Source organism: Lacrimispora sp. BS-2 (genome assembly GCF_040207125.1).
GTDB lineage: Bacteria > Bacillota > Clostridia > Lachnospirales > Lachnospiraceae > Lacrimispora.
This window is the reverse complement of sequence record NZ_CP157940.1, coordinates 2,732,687-2,751,756: the sequence shown is the minus strand read 5'-3', so window position 1 is coordinate 2,751,756 and position 19,070 is coordinate 2,732,687. Positions and strand designations below refer to the sequence as shown.

The window sequence follows — 19,070 nt, the reverse complement described above, 5'->3', positions numbered from 1 at the left end:
AAATGGAAGCACATTTATATATCCAGAACGGTCAGACCGTATACGAACCGGTAGTGAAAGGAGCTATTACCTGGGAAACACAGCGCAGAGGGCAGCCAGGAAAGTGTTCTTTTACCCTGATCCCGGACAAACGCCTCCAGATCGAGGAGGGCAATGCCCTCCGACTGGATGTGGATGGGAAACCTGTTTTCTTTGGATTTATTTTTGAGCGTAGCTGGAGCAGTGATGGAGAAATGAAGGTCACCGCTTACGATCAGCTTAGATATCTAAAAAATAAGGAGACTTATAATTATACGGATTTAACTGCCGGAGAGGTGATCCAGATGATAGCCAGGGACTATCATTTGAAAACGGGGGAATTAGAGGATACGGGAGACAGGATTTCCAGAAAAGAAAAGGATAAAACGCTGTTTGATATTATTTTAAACAATCTGGATCTTGCAATGATACATACGAAAAACCTGTTTACATTTTATGATGATGCAGGAAAACTCACTTTGAAAAATATGGAGAACATGAAGCTTGACATCATGATTGATGACAAGACAGCCCAGGATTATGACTATAAGGTCAGCATTGACAGCGATACTTACAACCAGATCAAACTGTATTGTGACGACAGTGATACAAAGCAAAGAGAAATCTATATGACAAAGCACACAGAAAATATCAATAAATGGGGGATTCTCCAGAAAGATGAGTCCATTGATAAAGGGGCAGACGGCCAGGCCATAGCGGAAACATATCTGACTTTGTATAATCGCCCATCCAGGACCCTGACCATCAAGGATGCCTTTGGAGATATCCGGGTACGGGCAGGCTGCCTGATTCCGGTATTCCTTGATATAAAGGATGAGGGAATAAAAAATTATCTGGTAGTCGAGTCTGCAACCCATAAAATTGACGAGGGGGTACATACTATGGATTTGACATTGAGGGGGGCGAAAATCAGTGGCTGATGTAGAATGGATTGAAAATATAAAGCGGATCGTTATTCAGGCGGTTGAAGCAGGAGACCCATGTGATGTGATTCCGGGGACTGTAATAAAGGAAAATCCCGTTGAAATCCAAATTGACCAGAAAACGATCCTATCCAAATCCCAGGTTATTTTGCCGAAGCAGTTTACAGATCATGGGGAAGTGATGAATATTCCTGGGGTCGGAGAGGTGACTGTAGCCGTGAAAAATGGATTAAAAGCTGATCAGAAGGTTCTTTTGCTTCAAAAAAGGGGCGGACAACAGTACGTGGTAATAGGCACATGGTAGGAAAGGGGGTGTTGCCATGCTTCCGGTAACAGGTAATATCTTAGAACAGGATTTTAAGGTGGTACAGGTGCCGTCAAAGACCTTTCGATTGGATATGGAAAGAAAACGGGTAATCGGAACGGTAGATGGCTTAGAGGCGGTAAAGCAAGCGGTTTTCTGTATTCTTAATACAGAACGGTTTGACTGGCTCATTTATAGCTGGAATTATGGTGTGGAGCTTAACGGCTTATTTGGGAAGTCAACAGGGCTAGTAAAAGCAAAGATAAAAAAAAGAATCAAAGAAGCATTGCAGCAGGATGACAGGATTCAGAGTGTTGATACATTTTCCTTTGAAGGTAATGGGAAGATCCTTCATGTAAGGTTTATGGTTCATACCACTTATGGTGAAATTATGATGGAAAGGGAGGTGAGTATTTAATGTATGAGAATATGACGTATGAAGTTATTTTGAGACGGATGTTGGATAGAGTTCCAAAAGATCTGGATAGGAGGGAAGGATCCATCATTTACACGGCTTTGGCTCCGTCAGCAGCGGAAATTGCAATTACGTATATTGAATTGGACCATGTTTTAAAGGAAATGTTTGCTGATTCAGCAAGCCGAGAGTTTTTAATTCGAAGGGCAGCAGAGCGTGGAGTAATACCAAAAGCCGCTACTTTTGCAGAATTAAAAGGAGAATTCAATATAGAAATACCTATAGGCAGCCGTTTTTCATTAAATGTTTTTAATTACACAGCTGTAGAGCGATTAGGTATTGGTGAATATAGAATGCGATGCGAGACAATAGGAGCAGCAGGAAACAGCAACTTCGGCAGGCTAATCCCTATTGAATATATAAAAGGGCTGACAAAGGCAGAATTGACGGAATTATTAATACCTGGAGAAGATGAGGAAGAAACAGAGCGATTTCGTAAGCGCTATTTTAGTAGTTTAAAATCACAGGCGTATGGTGGAAATATAGCAGATTATAAAGAAAAGGTATCTGCAATTTCCGGAGTGGGAGGGGTAAAGGTCTTTCCTGCATGGACTGGTGGTGGAACTGTGAAGCTGGTTATTATTGATTCATCTTATAGTATTCCTACTGCTGATTTGATTCAAACAGTACAGGATGAAATTGACCCAGAGCCGAATCAAGGAAAAGGTTATGGACTAGCACCTATTGGACATGAAGTAACAGTAGTTGGCGCAGAGGAGGAGAAAATATCTGTTGTAACTAATATTGCATATCAATCAGGGTATGATGCTAGTCGGTGTTTTGGTGATATCAGTAATGCAATAGATGACTATCTGGCAGAACTAAACAAATCCTGGCAGGAGGTTAGTGAAAACGTAGTGAGGATTTCCAGAATTGAAAGCAAACTGCTCGATGTGGAAGGAATACTTGATGTGTTTGATACAAACATCAATGGGAAAAGTGGAAATTATGTAATTCCACCAGACAGAATAGCTGTGAGGGGTGAGATTCATGTATGATCGGAGAGAAAATGATTTGAAATCTTATTTCCCGGACTATGTTAAGGAATTTGTTGAGTTTGATAGTATTGCCAAACTAGAAGCCAAAGAATTCAAAGTTCTTAATGATGGTTGCCAGGATCTTTGGGACGCTGGATTCATTTTGACGGCAGACTATCAAGGAATAAAGAAATGGGAGCTGTTTTTGGATTTAAAACCAGAGCCTCAATTTACTCTTGATGAGAGAAGATCAGCAGTTTTGGCAAATTGGAATTACCAGCTTCCTTACTCGAAGAGTAAATTAGGAGAACAGCTAACGGCTTTATTAGGTGAAGACTATGAATTATATATTTTTCATCATATTTATAAATTAAAGCTTGTGGTAAAGGAGAGACCGATAACTGTCCTGAAAAGTATTCAAGGAATGATTCGGGAAATGATACCAGCCAATTTGGAGACGTTTTTTTTAAGTAAATATCAGGGAAATTATAATATTCATACTTCTTGTAAAAATTCAATCCGCTACTGGACAGGCTTTTATCCTCGCTATAATCTACCGCATTTATATTTGGACAATCTCTGGTCATTCGATGGCAGCCGCAGTCTGAATGGGTATAACAGTGGAGAATTTATCGATTTTTATCCGATAAGATCCAGATTTGGGGCGAATGTTCCTGAATTTGTTCAAGCGGCAGAACGAATAAAGGTACCTACGGTAACTGTGGAGCGAATTACCACAGGTAGTAATATTTTAAGATTTAGAACTGATTTAAGGGGAGATATACAATGCAAAGAGAAAGCGGCTTTTGCATCCGAAACAGAGGAACAGGTGACAGCAGGCCCTACCCGTGTTATGAACGTAAATATAGTGAATAGCACTTGGAAATTAGATAGTAGGCGTAAGTTAAATGGTGGCTTATCAATTTTATAAGAGAGGAAGAGAAAAATGACAAAAACATCAAATGGAGTAATAACAACAACAGGCAGGAAGAAGTTCTGCAAGGCTCATGCCGGGGATATAACACTCCCGACGATCACTCATATGGCATGGGGAGACGGAGGCGTGGATGAAAACGGACAGCCTAAGACAACAACAGGCAATGAAATTGGGCTTTACAATGAGTTGATGATGAAAGAAATAGAAACGCATGCATACATAACTGATGCGGGATCGACATGCCGTTTTACTGCTACTCTGGATAAGGGCGAATTAACAGGAAAAGAAATATCGGAAATGGGGTTGTTTGATTTGGACGGCGATCTGGTTGCCTATCGTACATTTATGCGTAAAGGAAAAGATGCGGACATCCCTCAGATTTATGATATGGATGAAATTTTTTAAGGAGGTTTAATTATGATATTTTGCAATGTAAAAAATCCGCCTGAATATACCACGGAAATCAGAAGGTGGGACAGGGAAACTCTGGCAGACGGTCAGGAAATGGCTTTTGAAATAGAACAGCTTTTCAATAATACTTTCTATAATAAGAAGATTCAGGAGCAGCATGAGCGGCCTATAGAGGTCATTATTCCTGCCTCTGGTTGGAGCAATATGATTCCATATAGCCAGAAGGTTGCGGTAACTGGGATAAAAGCGTCAGATAACCCGGTAATCAGTCCATGTACTCCAAAGGAATTATCTCCGGCAGAGGTGAAGCTTAGAAGAAAAATGGTTGGAATGATAACTGATGGGGAAACAGAAGATGGATATGTAACGTTTTATTGTGGAGAAAAGAAACCGACCGGAGATTTCAGCGTGTATTTGAGAGGAGTGAGTGATAATGGGTAAAGTGATTATTGCCGGAAGCGGTGGATCAGGAGTTGGTTCAGATGAATGCACGGCTACAAAGGCGGAGGTATTAAAGGGGTATAATGTGATTACAGCTGACTCTGAGGATGAGGTGGTAGAAGGTACATTAGAGCTTACCGGTGACGTATCAGATAGTCAGGTACTGGAAGGAAAAACATATTATAACTCGAATCCAAAGATTAAGAGAAAGGGTTCTATGGTAAACCATGGCGCTGTGTCCCTGAGTTTGAATGCTGGTGCTTCCTATACAGTGCCTGCCGGTTTTCACAATGGGGGAGGTAAGGTTACGGTAAATAGCCTTGCAAGCCAGACTTCTGCCACAGCTACTGCAGCACAGATTTTAAATGGGCAAACGGCTTGGGTGAATGGAAGTAAACTTACAGGGATTCTTTCTGTACACAGTATATTAAATTTTAGTGCGGCCGCATACAGTACAAACCAAATTTTATTACAATGGCAGAATCCGTATGCGGCCGGAGGAAAACCTTTTAGCGGAGTATTTATTAACTATTCTACCAATGGATATCCGGGAACTGGTGGAACTAGAATTTATACAGGATATGGTAATAATGCAACATCTGGTGGCTGGTCACAAGTTATTGTTACGATGCCCTCAATTGGTACTACTTATTATTTTAGTGCTACAGCTTATGTGTCTGGTTACCCTTCGGATATGTGGGGAAATACATTAAATACTGCTGCTTCCACTACATCAAGAGGTCAGCAAGTATTTACTTCTTCTGGCACATTTACTGTACCTGCAGGAGTACGGACAATTGATGTGTTTTGTGTAGGTGGTGGATCCTCAGGCGACACTGGGCGCAGCTCTTCTAGCGATGCTGGACGAGGCGGAAGCAGTGGGAGAACTGCTACACTTAAAAATATTACAGTTACTCCAGGTCAGCAATTTGCAATTACAGTGGGTGCCGGAGGAGAAAGTTCAAAGTCAGGCACGTATAGTGGATCTACTACTACTTTTAGTAATTTAGTCTCAGCTGCAGGAGGAGTAAAACCAGGAATCAGTGATCCAGGTAATGGTGGATCAGGAGGAGGTGTGAATTATATTACTAGTTATAGCAGTGGTTTTAGGAACCATTATGATACAGCAGGTGGAACTGATGGAGCAGATGGTATAACCTCATATAAAGGTAATGATACACCTGTTTATGGAGGCGTTGGACAACATACTACAACTAGAGCGTTTGAAGAATCATGGAATACCCTATATGCTGGTGGAGGTGGGGGCGGAGGAAATAATAAACCTGGTGGAGCAGGTGGAGGCGGAAATGGTGGTGGTTTTAGATCGGCACCAACTCACGGAACACCAAATACAGGCGGCGGCGGTGGCGGTGGCGGCCGAGATATTGAATATCACAATGGATACAGTGGTGCTGGTGGTTCGGGTATCTGTATTGTGCGATGGGGATAATAAGAGAGGAGAATTTTAAGATGTTTGTTCATCAGTTATTTGCTCAAATTTTTGAGGAAGAAATAAAGAATGTTATTGTATGTGACAATTATGAAAAGGCAAACTGGCTAGCAAGGGCAGCTTATGGAGATAAGGCTTTTGCAGTTGACTGTTTACAATATCCGTGTGAGATAGGTGATAAATATCATGATGGAATTTTTTATCACATAAGCGAGGATGGAAGTGAAACAGAAATCGATTATGTTCCTGCTGTAGAACAGCAGGTGCCGACGCTGAATGCCCAGGTATCTTACCTGTCTATGATGTCAGGATATGAAATGGAGGTATAATACAATGAGTAAGAATTTCGATAAAGTAAAAAAATTTTATGATTCAGGTCTATGGTCAGAAGAAATGGTGCGGAATGCCGTGGATCGCTGGATCAATGCAGATGAGTTCCAGGAGATTGTCGGAAAAGAATATTGGAAGAGTTAGGAACGTGAGAATGAAAAATACATTATGTACAGCCGCGGGGGTGGCAGGCAGCTTTATAGTATCTTTATTTGGAGGGTGGGATACTGGGATAGGAACTTTAATTCTTTTTATGGGAATTGATTTTCTTTCCGGATTGGCCGTGGCCGGGATCTTTAAGAGGAGTACCAAAACAAAAACCGGCACCCTTGAATCCAAAGCCGGCTGGAAAGGTCTATGCAGAAAATGCATGACCCTGTTATTTGTATTAATCGCCCACCGCCTGGACCTATCCCTAGGCACCTCCTACATACGCGACACAGTCATCATCGGCTTTATGGCAAACGAGCTAATATCCATAGTAGAAAATGCAGGCCTCATGGGCCTGCCTCTCCCAGCGGCTCTAATTAATGCCATAGACCTTTTAAACAAAAAATCACAAACATCATAATACCAATTAGAAGCCCATCCCACCCCCGGTACATCTCCACCAAATCCATCATATGATAAATCAAAAAGGACAAGGTGACATTATGGTCATAAGCGAAGCCACAAAAGATATGCCAAACATGGTGCTGCTGGGAATACAGGAAAATCTAAAGAATTCCGATTACGCAGAAATTGAACGTTTCCGGGAATCCTTTGATGCAGATGAGATGGGGTTTGTTGGCTTAAGGGAAGGAATTTAATATGGAAGTTCACAAACTATTGACACCCTACAACTACAGCAACGGTCAGACAGACCGGATAAAATATATAGTAATCCACTATGTGGGGGCACTTGGAGGCGCAGAAGCAAACTGCAAATATTACGCCTCCCAATACATTGGGGCCAGCGCTCATTATTTTGTTGGATTCAGCGGAGAAATATGGCAGTCCGTTGAGGATAAAGATATTGCATGGCATTGCGGATCAAAAACATATACTCATCCGCAATGCCGCAACAGCAACAGCCTGGGAATAGAGCTTTGTGTCAGGAACAATGGCAGTCAGACAGATACAAGCAGGGACTGGTATTTTGAAGCTGCAACAGTAGAAAACGCTGTCCAGCTGATAAAAGGGCTGATGGAGCAGTACAATATTCCGGCTGATCATGTAATCCGCCACTATGATGTAACGGGAAAAATCTGCCCCAACCCTTACGTATATAATCATACCCAGCATACCTGGAATGATTTTAAAGCAGCACTGGAAGAAGATCCCCAGCATAAATCCGGATGGATTAAAGAAGAGGGCGGATGGAAATTCTACTTAGGGAATACCGGAAAATATGTTTCAAACGACTGGTATAAGGATGGGGAAGACTGGTACTGGTTCGATGGTGCCGGATATATGGTAAAAGACACATGGAAAACCGGGGCAGACGGCAAATGGTATTATCTAAATGACAACGGTGCCATGGCCAAAAACCATTGGATCATCTGGAAAGAAGAACTATACCGTGTTACAGAAGACGGAAGCCTGTTTGAAGGAAAAATCAATCTGAGCACTGATGAAAAAGGTGCCCTGCACATTGTATGAAAAGAAGACGGGAGTCCGGCAATCCGGCCCCGTCTAAAATTATGAAAGCCGTCCCCAAATGCTGGAAAATATTCACATGCTATGTTAAAATGACCAGTATAACAGATTAGTAAAAATCAAAAAATACATCAAAAGATGATCCCATGAATCAGCGGCAACAGAATTTTTCCAATTTCATAAACAACAGCCAGAGAGGTATCCTTATGCTTAATTACAAACGAAATCCAATCCCAATCATTTTTATGTTTTATGCCATTTGCTTTATATTCCGGGTCATAGAATATTTCATATTCCGTACTGATCAGTCGATGATCGGAGAAGCATTTATACATAAACTGACCGGAATTCTTCTGTTGGCGGCTGTCATACCATTTTTCAGGTATTCATGGTCAGAAATCGGCTTTTCTCCTAAAAACACATTCCGCAATATTTTATTAGGAACATTGCTTGGCGCCGTTGTTTTTACGGCAGGCTATGGAATTGAAATACTGATGCAATCGATATCAGGTAATTTTTCAGGGCTTAAGTTTTATGTAACCAGCTATTCCACTTTAGGCAACCGGGGGATGGAGAGCAGTATTCTGTTCATCATTATCTGCATAGCTGGAAACATGATCAATGTAATTATGGAAGAGGGAGTTTTCCGTGGATTGTTTGTCCGGCTGGCAGAAGAAAAATATTCCTTTCCCGCCGCATGTATACTGTCTTCCGTTCTATTTGGAATCTGGCATATCATGCAGCCCCTGAGAAATGTAATAGACGGCAATCAGTCCATGGCGGGCGCACTCATGGCGGGCTTAATGCTGGTGGCCACAAGCACTCTGCTTGGCATTCAGTACTGCATGCTTTTCAAGCTTACAGGATCCCTGTGGGCAGGAATGGCGGCACATTTTGTGAATAACACCACGGTTAATCTGCTGCATGTGGCTACGGCTTCCGGCGAGGATGAACTATTGACGGTCCGGATTGCAATTGCACAAACACTTTCTTTTCTTATTGTGCTTTTCTTTTATATATATCGAAACAAAAGGAATAGATTCCATCCGTGATGTTCTATTGCTTTCGTTTTGAACATCCTTTTCCTCATGCTTCTGACCGGTCCGGATGCCAGGCATTTTCCTGCTGCAGCTATGCAGCAAAACATCAGGCGTCCGAACCGCCGATTCTTTTTCTCTTCCCTAATAATAATATAAAAAAATAATTAATATTCCCATCGCCTGACCGTTCCTGCATTAAGATCCAATTTGCAATTACAGCAATTAATCTGTAAAAAAATCAAACGCCATCTGCAACAAAATCCCAAAACACTATGAGATGATCGAACAAAATGTATAACGAAAATCAAAAATTAAATATCAAAAAAAGGACATAAACAGAAATCCAGCCAGCCAGTGGAGAGAAAAAGCATTCTTCTCAAACAAACACCACAAGACAAAATATCCAAAGATAACGATTGAAATTAGGAATTTATAACAAACAATACAAAATATATTGACACAGCCCTAAGAAAATGTTATTTTGTAATTATCAAAAACGTTTTTGATAAAAAGACTTTCATGCAACACTTCTAAAAAGAAGTGTTAAAAAAATTCAAAAGACAAAAACGTTTTTGGAAAAAAGAGGTGTAAAATGGCAAAATCAATTTATGACGTGGCACAGGAAACAGGATTATCAGTAAGTACAGTATCAAGAGCCTTAAACGGATACAGTGATGTGTCGGCCAAAACCAGGGCGCGCGTGGAAGAGGCGGCGGAAAGACTTGGGTACGTTCCCAATACCAGTGCCAAAAATCTATCTTCTAAAAACAAAAAGAATGTGGCGTTACTCATCTGCGGACTTTTGGAGGAGGCTCAGTCAAACGAGTTCATGATGAATGTTATCCAGGGAGCTTATACCTACATGATGAAGCATGAGATCAATCTGGCTATGTATTCCATTGGGAAGGAAGAACAGGAAAAAAAGGATTTTGACACATTTTGCAGAGAATATTCATTATCAGGGGCCGTAATTATGGGACTCAGGATAACAGATCCATTGGTAAAAAGTCTGCCTCATTCCACACTTCCATGTGTGTCCATTGATATTCAGCTGGACGGAGCATATACATCGGCTGTTATGACAGATGACAGAAAAGCTTTTGAGCAGATTACCCAGTACGTGATCGACCGCGGACACCGGAATCTGATTCTTGTTTATGGCCGGAAAAAGTCCGATGTTTCTATCAGACGTCAACAGGGTTACTTAGATGCCCTTGAAAAGAACGGTATTGATCCAAAAAGCTGCAAAGTGATCTATACGGACTTTATGGAACAGACAGCATATGAAGGAACCAAAAAGCTGCTGAAGAAGTATAAAAAAGAGGCTGGCACCGCCTTTGTCTGCATGAGCGACTTAACGGCCATTGGTGTTTTAAGAGCAGTTCAGGAGTTGGGATATCAGAGTCCGGAGGATTTTTCTATTACCGGTTATGACGGCAATTACTTTATGAAATACATAGACCCTTTTATCACCCGTATCAACCAGAACATGTTGCAAAAAGGTTACGATGCGGCAAAGCTTCTCATGAAAATGGTTAATGATGAAAAGTATTCCAAGGTTCATATGACAAACTATTTTCTTGAGGAAGGCAAAAGTGTGAAGCAATTATAAATAAATATAAAGGAGGAATTTTATGAAAAGAAGATTGGCGGGGATTATGGCGGCTGTTATGGCTGCGGCAACGGTGATCAGCGGCTGCTCTGGTGGGAACAGTAAAACAACGGCACCAGGGGCAGGCAATACGGAAAATGCTTCGAACAAGGAAATACAGATGACATTTCCAACCTATCTTGCAGGTGAAAATGTAGGAGCTGTTTTCTTTCTCCCTGAAGTAGAACGGTTTAATCAGAAGTACGCAGGCAAGTATAAGATCGTGGTCGAGGAGGTTCCTCAGGCCCAGTATGCAGAAAAAATCAAGCAGCTGGCCCAGCAGAACAAGCTTCCCGCCATTGTCCATGCACCCGGTTCAGGCGGAATCGATCTTCAGTGGTTTAAGAGCGTAGCTCTTGCCAATGACATGGCATACGACCTGACTGAATTTGCAAATGCCAACCCGGAAGTAAAGAATAACTGGATTGACGATTCCATGGATTACTGCACCGTAGACGGAAAACTGATCTGCAAGCCCCTTTCCGTGTTAAAGCCTGTGGGTCTGTATTATAACAATACCATGTATAAGCCGGAAAAAGCCCTTAAGGATATGTCCCTTGACGAATTTACAGAAAGCATTGGAGATAACAAGTTCGCATTCCAGACCGCAGAGAATGCATGGACAACAGGACTTTTTCTCACTGTCCTTATTGCCAATCAGGAAGGCGGAGAATCATACCTGGCTCAGTATGTGGATGATAAGCTGTATGATTATACCGATGAAAAGATCGTTTCCGCAATAACCATTCTGCAGAATCTCCTTCAGAATAATGCGTCATCCAATACCATTGGCGCGGCTTACGCAGATGCAGCCAATGCATTTATGAGCAAGAGTGCTGCCCTCATATGCAACGGCTCCTGGATGGCCTCCGATTTTGATGAAAAATCAGCAGACAAGTGGTCTAACGGCTTTACCGGTGAGGAAGTGACTTCAGACATTTATCCCGGCAATTTCGCCATTGCAAATCCAAGAGTATTTGGTGAGTTCTGGATCGCCAATACCGCCTCTGATGAGGAAAAGGAACTGGCAAAAGCGTTCTTTGCTTTCCGAGACTCTAAAGAAGAAATCGAGCAGCTGGTGCTGACCGAAGGCGGCGTGGCTCCTAAACTTGATCACAGCGACCAGTTCTTAAAGAAACAGGCGGAGAACCGCATCTTATCCCAGCTTGCCGAAAGCATGGATGGAGATACCAGATACACGGCATCTATTTTCGATGTGATGCCAGCTTCCGTTGCTGATACGGAATTTGGAAAGCTGCTTCCAAAGCTGGCAGATGGAACTCTTACGCCGGAGGAATTTTGTAGTCAATTAACTCAGAAGGCAGGGGAAGCTAAAAACTAAACATCGTACATGGGAAGTGAAGGGGATATTCACAATCCGCTTTACTACTTGATTCGGTTAAATACTGCTGTAAAAATCCTGTGAAAGGGGTGTGTTGCAGCAGTATTTTTTTAGAAAGAGGGAAGAAAATGAAAGCAGGAAAGTCAAATCCCACCGTTTTGGAGAGAAGGAATTATAAGTGGTGCTACTTATTTTTACTGCCCTCCCTCCTGATATTTTTGCTGTTTTACTTATCGCCTATCCTTACGGTAATCGCCACTTCCTTTACCAAGTGGGATGGCTTCAACAAACCGGTTTTCATAGGACTTAAAAATTACATAGATCTTTTTCATTCAGAAACCTTTCGCATATCCTTGAAAAATCTTCTTATCTGGTCCGTGATCGCGGCCACCCTCCATGTTGGGTTCGGCGTGCTGATGGCATTTGTCTTATACGCAAAGCCCAAGGGCTGGAAATTTACCAGAGTGATTTTTATGGTGCCCAATGTGATCTCAGCAGCTGCATGGGCCATGATATACAAATTCATTTTCAATGATGATATGGGAATTTTAAATAACATGATCCGATGGTTTCACCCCGGATTTCACGTCCAGTGGTTCTACCAGTCCCCATATGCATTCTGGGCGGTTACATGCACCTGGATTTTTTATGCGGTGATTGTAACCTTGGTTGTATTAAATGACTTAATGGCAGTCCCTGAGGAAGTGGTGGAAGCCGCAAGGGTAGACGGGGCCTCCCCGTGGCAGCTGACGCGCCATATCATGCTCCCCCTTTGCAGGAATGCCATTGGAACCGGGGTGATCTGTTCCATTACTTCCAGAATTGCCATGTATGAGCAGATCAGGCTGACGACCGCAGGAGGGCCGGGAGATGATACCATGAATATACCGCTGATTTTGGTCAATTCCATATCCGATATGAAATACGGCTATGCCAATGCCAACGGTATGGTCATGTTTGCCCTTGGTCTTATTATTCTGGCAGTTGTCAATATTACATTCCGCATGAATGACAGCATCTATTAGGAGGTGGGCGCAATGAAGAAAAAAATCACCAAATTTTGTATGTATCTTCTTATGATCTTTACTGTGATCATATCGGTTTTTCCGATTCTCTGGATGATCATGTCATCCTTTAAAACAAATGCCCAGATCCTTGGAAATCCATTTACACTGCCTTCTTCCATAAGTTTTGAACCATATATATACTTATTTGAAAAGTACGATTTTTTCCGGTATGCAGTCAATTCCTTTCTGGTCTGCATTTCCTCAACGCTCCTGTCGCTGCTGTTCTTTGCCATGGGTTCTTATGTGATCGGAAAGTATCGTTTTCCCGGAAAATCCCTGATTTTTGCCCTGTTTACCATTACTCTGCTGGTCCCATCCCATTCCAAGGCACAGCCCATCTTCTCCCTGATCATGAAGATGAATCTCTATGACAACATCTGGGGGCTGGCAGTGGTTTACTTATCCATGGGACTTGCAATGTCCGTGTTTATCTTAAAATCCACCTTTATGTCCATTCCCTCATCCTTAGATGAGGCGGCCAGGCTGGAAGGAGCAGGCTTTCTCCGGGTATTTTTCCAGATCAACCTGCCTCTGGCAAAAGGCGGACTGGCTACGGCCGGGATTCTCATGTTTTTAAATAACTGGAATGAATTTTTTTACGCTTCCCTGCTGACCTCTTCCAATAAGAACAGGACTCTGCCGGTGGCGCTGCAATTTTTTACCGAATCATTTTCTTATGATTATACAAAGCTGTTTGCCGCTTTGACCCTTGTGGTGCTTCCGGGCATTATTTTATATGCGCTGGCCCAGGAGCAGGTACAGGCCAGTGTTGCGGCATCAGGAGTAAAAGGCTGACAATATAGGAGGACATAATGCTTAATACAATGAATTTTTTAAAGGGCCAGGGAGACTTAAAAAACTGGCTGGTGGAGGAAACGGAATTTGATGCCAGGAATCTGGGAAAATACGAGGCGATTTTTGCCCAGGGAAATGGTTACATAGGAATGCGGAACGCCCTGGAAGAACGGTATGTAGAAGAGGTGAGGAACACGTTCATTACCGGAACCTTTAATAAAGCAGGAGATGAAGAGGTGACGGAGCTTCCCAATATTCCGGATGTAACCGCAGTGGACATCTATGTTGACGGATACCGTCTGAACCTCCAGTCAGGAAAGGTGAAAGAGTATTCAAGGGTCATGAACTTAAAGAACGGAGAAACCGCCAGAAAGGTCGTATGGGAATGCCCCTCTAAGACTCAGGTAACGGCTGTTTTTAAACGGTTTGTGTCCCTGAAAAATGAACATGTTGCGGCGGAATGCCTGGAGCTGTCCTGTGACGGCAGCGCGCAGCTGGTGATTGAGACAGGAATTCATGGGGATGTGACAAACCATGGAGCCATGCACTTTGAGAATTTAAGGCGCAGGATCTATGACGGCGTCACCATGCAGTTTCTGGCAGAAACGACCGAGTCCCGGGTGCTTGCGGCGGTCCACAGTGCCTGTCGGATGAGCCGGGAGGAAAAGCCCCTTCCGGTCATGGGAAGAAGAAATATGGATCTGCGCTGGTCCATGACAGCAGGGGCCGGTGAAACCATCCGCATGGAAAAGATATCCTGTTTTCATTCCTCCAGGGACCTGGCCTATGAAAAGGAAGAACACTCCGGTATGTCTGAACGGCTGAAGGCAGACGGCATGGAGTGCTTACGGATTGAATTTGATAAGGGATATGACAGACTGCTGGATGAGTCAGAAGCAGCGTGGGAAGAATTCTGGAAAGACCATGAGGTGACTATACGGGGAAATGATGGTTTTGATCAGCTTGCTCTCAGGTTTGCCCAGTACCATTTGAATATTATGGTGAAAAAGGATGACAACCGGGTTGGAATCGGTGCAAAGGCCCTGACAGGAGAAGGCTATAAGGGCCATTCCTTTTGGGATACGGAAATGTTTATCCTGCCGTATTTTACCCTTACGGAGCCAAAAACAGCCAGAACCCTTCTGGAATACCGGTACAGAAATCTCTATGGCGCCCGTAAAAAAGCTGCCGAAAACGGCTGGGAGGGGGCCATGTATCCATGGGAGTGCGCCTGGATCGACGACGGCGAGGTAACTCCCTTATATCTTGGTACTGACGTGGTAACGGGCAAGGTGCAAAAGTGCCTCACAGGTTTAATCGAGCACCATATCAGCGCTGATGTGGCTTATGCGGTATGGCAGTATTATCAGGTCTCAGGAGATCAGGACTATATGGACCGCTACGGATATGAAATCATACTGGATACGGCTCTTTTCTGGGCCAGCCGCCTGGAATGGAATGAGAAAAAGGCCTGTTACGAGATCCTTGATGTGATCGGCCCGGATGAGTATAAGGAGCATGTGGACAATAACACCTATACCAATTATATGGCGGATCATAATATGGAGCTGGCAGAACGTATTATGGAAGCTTTACCAAAGGAAAATAAGGAGGTTTCAGACCGGCTGGACCAGAAGTTCCATTTTGACCAGTTAAAACAGAGGCTTAAGGAAAAGAGGGAAAAACTCTACCTGCCGGTGCCCGGTGAAAATGGCATTGTCCCTCAGACAGACCAGTATATGAGCCTTGAGCCCATTGATCTGGCACCCTATAAATCCTCTGTAAAGGTTCTGGGAATCCACCAGGATTATAATATGGAGCAGATGGGGAAACTGATGGTTTCCAAACAGGCCGATACAGTCATGCTGGATTTTGTGCTGCCGGATTTATTTTCCCTGGAAACAAAAAGAAAAAATTTTATATTTTATGAAGATAAGACCCTTCATGATTCCTCTTTAAGCCGATGTGTTCATGCAGTGTTAGCCAATGATTATGGAATGAAAGACATGGCATACCAAATGTATCAGGCGGCCTGCTCCATTGATCTGGGACCAGATATGAAATCATCAGAGGAAGGAGTTCACAGTGCCTCCATCGGAGGAATCTGGTTAAGCTGCATAATGGGTTTTGGGGGAGTAAGGATCCGAAACGGCAGCCTGGAGCTTAATCCCAAGCTGCCAAAAGCATGGGATGAGCTTCGTTTTCCCCTGGTATGGAAGGGCCGGAAGCTGACGGTTACAGTGGAAAAGAAAGGCGTCACAATCGCAAACAGCGGAAGCAGCCCGGTGTCGCTTATGGTATTTGGAAGAAAGAGAAGGGTGGAACCGGAAGCATCTGTGTATGTGGAAAAGAAAATCTATGAAGCGGTTATTTTTGATTTGGATGGAGTGATCTGTCATACCGATCATTACCACTATCTTGCATGGAAAGAGGTGGCAGATGAGCTGGGGATTTATTTTGATGAAGTCATCAATAACCGTCTGCGGGGAGTCAGCCGGAAGGAAAGCTTTGATATCATACTGGAACGGTATGATAAGGTGATGAAAGAGGAAGATAAGGAAATGTATCTTACGAAAAAAAATGAGGGGTATAAAAAGCTGCTGGAAGGCATGACCACCTCCGATTTGTCTTCGGAAACAAAGAATACGTTAATAGAACTTAGAAAGCGTGGGATAAAGCTGGCAATCGGCTCTTCCAGCAAGAATGCAGGGCTGATCTTGAAACAGCTGGGATTGGAACATTTTTTTGACGCAGTCTCTGATGGAAATACAATCACCCATTCAAAGCCCCATCCGGAAGTATTTCAAAAGGCAGCCTCCATGCTAAGCTGTGAGGCAGAAAGCTGTCTTGTAGTAGAAGATGCCGAGGCAGGGCTTAAGGCTGCAAAATCTGGCGGAATGGATTGTGCAGCAGTGGGAGATGCGGTAAAATCTATCTTAGCAGATTATAAGCTGTCAGCCTTCAGCCAGTTGTTGGAAATCGTTGGATAAGGCTGTGTTTCTTATTCTGCGGCCTGATTATTTATTGAATTTAGAAAGGAAAAGACTATGAAAAATTGGTGGAAAGAATCCGTGGTATATCAAATTTACCCCAGAAGCTTCTGTGACAGCAATGGGGATGGGATCGGTGATATAGGGGGAATCATCAGCAAGCTGGACTATTTAAAGGAACTGGGCATCGATGTGGTCTGGTTATCCCCAGTATACGATTCCCCAAACGACGACAATGGCTACGACATTCGTGATTACCGTAAAATCATGAAGGAATTTGGAACCATGGAGGAGTTTGAGAGACTCTTGAAAGAGCTGCATAAACGGGGAATCAAACTGGTTATGGATCTTGTGGTAAACCATACCTCAGATGAGCATTCCTGGTTTATGGAAAGCAGAAAGTCAAAGGACAATCCCTACCGGGATTATTACATCTGGAGGGATGGAAAAGACGGAAAAGAGCCCAATAACTGGGGTTCCTGCTTTTCCGGACCTGCATGGAAATATGATGAGGAAACAGATCAGTATTTCCTTCACCTTTTTTCCGAAAAGCAGCCTGACTTAAACTGGGATAATGAGAAAGTCCGGGCAGAGGTATACGATATGATGAAATGGTGGCTGGATAAGGGCATCGACGGATTCCGCATGGATGTGATCAGCCTGATCTCCAAACAGGAAGGACTTCCTGACGGTCCGGCCATGATCAATGGGTATGCCAGCTTTAATGTTTCAGCCAATGGTCCAAGGGTTCACGAATATCTTCAGGAAATGAACCGGGAGGTTTTATCCGGCTACGATATCATGACCGTAGGAGAGTGCTCCGGTGTGACTCTTGAGGAAGCAGCCAGGTACGCCTCCTCTGACGGAAGTGAGCTTAACATGGTATTCCAGTTTGAGCATATGGATGTGGACGGGGATCCCGACAACAAATGGACGGATAAGAAGATGCATCTTCCTGACCTTAAGGCTATTATGACAAAATGGCAGAAAGGACTTGAGGGAATTGCCTGGAACAGCTTGTTCTGGAATAATCATGACCAGCCAAGAGTTGTTTCCCGTTTTGGAAATGACTGTGAGGAATACAGGGAACGTTCAGCCAAGATGCTTGCTACCTGCCTCCACATGATGCAGGGAACTCCTTATGTGTATCAGGGAGAGGAACTGGGCATGACCAATGTTCCTTTTGAATCGATTCATGATTTTCGGGATTTAGACAGCATAAATGCCTACTATGAGCTGACAGAAAAAGGAATTTTCACAAAAGAGGAAATGATGAAGTACTTAAGGTACAAGAGCCGGGACAATGCGAGAACACCCATGCAGTGGGATACAAGCCCCAATGCCGGATTTTCGGAAGTCTCCCCGTGGATCATGGTAAATCCCAATTATGAAAGGATCAATGCCAAAGAGCAGATGGACCGAAAGACTTCTGTATTCCACTTTTACAAAAAACTGATTGCTTTGCGCCATGAATATGAGATTATTGTTTGCGGCAGTTATGAACTGCTGCTTCCCGATGACCCGTCTATTTATGCTTACGTGAGGACCTTTAAAGGCCGGAAGCTTCTGGTGGTATGCAGCTTCTGCGGCCGGACGGTAAATTACAGCATTCCTGAGGAATTTCAATCAGGAACCGTTTTGATCAGCAATTATGAAACAGAGGAGAGAAAAAGCGGAGAGCTGAAACCTTATGAAGCGCTGGTGATCTATCAATAACTTTATTTCACTGTAAAATAAAAAGGCTTTTGCAAAATGATTCTGAATGAAACTATTTTGCAAAAGCCTTAAAACCATATAAAAAATCCCATTCAGTGGGTTATTCTGAATGGGATAAAAGTCTGTTCTATGAATTAAGCCATTGTGTTTACAGCTTTAGAGATTCTGGATACTTTTCTGGAAGCAGTATTCTTATGATATACGCCCTTAGTAGTAGCCTTGTCGATCTCTGAGATAGCGTTTGTTAAACTTGCCTGTGCAGCAGCCTTGTCACCGGCAACGATAGCAGCCTCTACCTTCTTGATAGATGTTTTCACTTTGGATCTGATCGCTTTGTTTCTTGCAGCCTTTGTTTCATTTACTAAAATTCTCTTTTTTGCAGATTTAATGTTAGCCAATCGGTACACCTCCAATAAAATGATATATGATTATTCTTTGTTTTGCATCAAAGCCTGGACACGGACAGTTCAATGTAAACATACCTTTGTATTCTAACGAATTTCAACGCATATGTCAATACATAATTCCCGCATTTTTGCAGAAA

21 protein-coding genes are annotated in these 19,070 nt (G+C 43.1%); 20 read left to right on the top strand and 1 reads right to left on the bottom strand.

The genetic code is table 11. From position 1 onward, the window contains the following. Nucleotides 1-2: 2 nt before the first annotated feature. From ABFV83_RS13000 to ABFV83_RS12905, 20 genes are all read left to right on the top strand, one after another. On the top strand, nt 3-959 hold the full coding sequence (locus ABFV83_RS13000; protein WP_349944383.1) for a hydrolase: 957 nt from the start codon (nt 3-5) through the stop codon (nt 957-959). Further along, nucleotides 952-1,266, top strand: coding sequence for a DUF2577 domain-containing protein (locus ABFV83_RS12995; RefSeq protein WP_349944381.1), 315 nt, complete (start codon nt 952-954; stop codon nt 1,264-1,266). The genes ABFV83_RS13000 and ABFV83_RS12995 overlap by 8 nt, the downstream gene beginning before the upstream one ends. Nucleotides 1,267-1,282: 16 nt before the next feature. Next, complete coding sequence (locus tag ABFV83_RS12990; protein WP_349944380.1) at nt 1,283-1,684, top strand: DUF2634 domain-containing protein; 402 nt, start codon at nt 1,283-1,285, stop codon at nt 1,682-1,684. After that, complete coding sequence (locus ABFV83_RS12985) at nt 1,684-2,739, top strand: baseplate J/gp47 family protein (protein ID WP_349944378.1); 1,056 nt, start codon at nt 1,684-1,686, stop codon at nt 2,737-2,739. The genes ABFV83_RS12990 and ABFV83_RS12985 overlap by 1 nt, the downstream gene beginning before the upstream one ends. Beyond that, nucleotides 2,732-3,649, top strand: coding sequence for a putative phage tail protein (locus ABFV83_RS12980; RefSeq protein WP_349944376.1), 918 nt, complete (start codon nt 2,732-2,734; stop codon nt 3,647-3,649). The genes ABFV83_RS12985 and ABFV83_RS12980 overlap by 8 nt, the downstream gene beginning before the upstream one ends. A 15-nt stretch (nt 3,650-3,664) precedes the next feature. Further along, nucleotides 3,665-4,060, top strand: a complete 396-nt coding sequence (locus tag ABFV83_RS12975) for a phage tail protein (RefSeq protein ID WP_349944375.1) — start codon at nt 3,665-3,667, stop codon at nt 4,058-4,060. A 12-nt stretch (nt 4,061-4,072) separates the two neighbouring features. After that, a complete protein-coding gene (locus ABFV83_RS12970; protein WP_349944374.1) occupies nt 4,073-4,507 on the top strand; it encodes a hypothetical protein in 435 nt (144 codons plus the stop codon). Continuing rightward, nucleotides 4,500-5,957, top strand: a complete 1,458-nt coding sequence (locus ABFV83_RS12965; protein ID WP_349944373.1) for a glycine-rich domain-containing protein — start codon at nt 4,500-4,502, stop codon at nt 5,955-5,957. The genes ABFV83_RS12970 and ABFV83_RS12965 overlap by 8 nt, the downstream gene beginning before the upstream one ends. Before the next feature lie 20 nt (nt 5,958-5,977). Beyond that, entirely contained in the window at nt 5,978-6,286 is a 309-nt protein-coding gene (locus ABFV83_RS12960) for a hypothetical protein (RefSeq protein WP_349944372.1), read from the top strand. 4 nt (nt 6,287-6,290) lie between these two features. Then, nucleotides 6,291-6,431 (top strand): XkdX family protein, encoded by a 141-nt coding sequence (locus tag ABFV83_RS12955; protein ID WP_349944370.1) that lies wholly within the window; start codon nt 6,291-6,293, stop codon nt 6,429-6,431. A gap of 10 nt (nt 6,432-6,441) precedes the next feature. Continuing rightward, nucleotides 6,442-6,858: a phage holin family protein gene (locus tag ABFV83_RS12950; RefSeq protein ID WP_349944368.1), complete on the top strand. Its 417-nt coding sequence runs from the start codon at nt 6,442-6,444 to the stop codon at nt 6,856-6,858. A gap of 82 nt (nt 6,859-6,940) precedes the next feature. Beyond that, entirely contained in the window at nt 6,941-7,096 is a 156-nt protein-coding gene (locus ABFV83_RS12945) for a hypothetical protein (RefSeq protein WP_349944367.1), read from the top strand. Nucleotide 7,097: 1 nt separating this feature from the next. After that, nucleotides 7,098-7,928: an N-acetylmuramoyl-L-alanine amidase gene (locus ABFV83_RS12940; RefSeq protein WP_349944366.1), complete on the top strand. Its 831-nt coding sequence runs from the start codon at nt 7,098-7,100 to the stop codon at nt 7,926-7,928. Nucleotides 7,929-8,131: 203 nt separating this feature from the next. Next, a complete protein-coding gene (locus ABFV83_RS12935) occupies nt 8,132-8,977 on the top strand; it encodes a CPBP family intramembrane glutamic endopeptidase (protein WP_349944364.1) in 846 nt (281 codons plus the stop codon). A 580-nt stretch (nt 8,978-9,557) separates the two neighbouring features. Further along, the gene (locus ABFV83_RS12930) at nt 9,558-10,577 is read left to right on the top strand and encodes a LacI family DNA-binding transcriptional regulator (RefSeq protein WP_349944363.1); all 1,020 of its coding nucleotides are present in this window, start codon (nt 9,558-9,560) and stop codon (nt 10,575-10,577) included. 22 nt (nt 10,578-10,599) lie between these two features. Next, complete coding sequence (locus ABFV83_RS12925; protein WP_349944362.1) at nt 10,600-11,958, top strand: extracellular solute-binding protein; 1,359 nt, start codon at nt 10,600-10,602, stop codon at nt 11,956-11,958. A gap of 128 nt (nt 11,959-12,086) precedes the next feature. Then, nucleotides 12,087-12,983, top strand: a complete 897-nt coding sequence (locus ABFV83_RS12920; protein ID WP_349944360.1) for a sugar ABC transporter permease — start codon at nt 12,087-12,089, stop codon at nt 12,981-12,983. Between the two features lie 12 nt (nt 12,984-12,995). Continuing rightward, a complete protein-coding gene (locus ABFV83_RS12915) occupies nt 12,996-13,820 on the top strand; it encodes a carbohydrate ABC transporter permease (protein WP_349944359.1) in 825 nt (274 codons plus the stop codon). Between the two features lie 17 nt (nt 13,821-13,837). Next, nucleotides 13,838-16,810: a beta-phosphoglucomutase gene (pgmB, locus tag ABFV83_RS12910; RefSeq protein WP_349944357.1), complete on the top strand. Its 2,973-nt coding sequence runs from the start codon at nt 13,838-13,840 to the stop codon at nt 16,808-16,810. 57 nt (nt 16,811-16,867) lie between these two features. Beyond that, nucleotides 16,868-18,526, top strand: coding sequence for an alpha-glucosidase (locus ABFV83_RS12905; RefSeq protein WP_349944356.1), 1,659 nt, complete (start codon nt 16,868-16,870; stop codon nt 18,524-18,526). Between the two features lie 134 nt (nt 18,527-18,660). On the opposite strand, the gene rpsT is transcribed toward ABFV83_RS12905, so the two are convergent. After that, complete coding sequence (gene rpsT / locus ABFV83_RS12900; protein WP_349944355.1) at nt 18,661-18,924, bottom strand: 30S ribosomal protein S20; 264 nt, start codon at nt 18,922-18,924, stop codon at nt 18,661-18,663. Nucleotides 18,925-19,070: the final 146 nt, after the last annotated feature.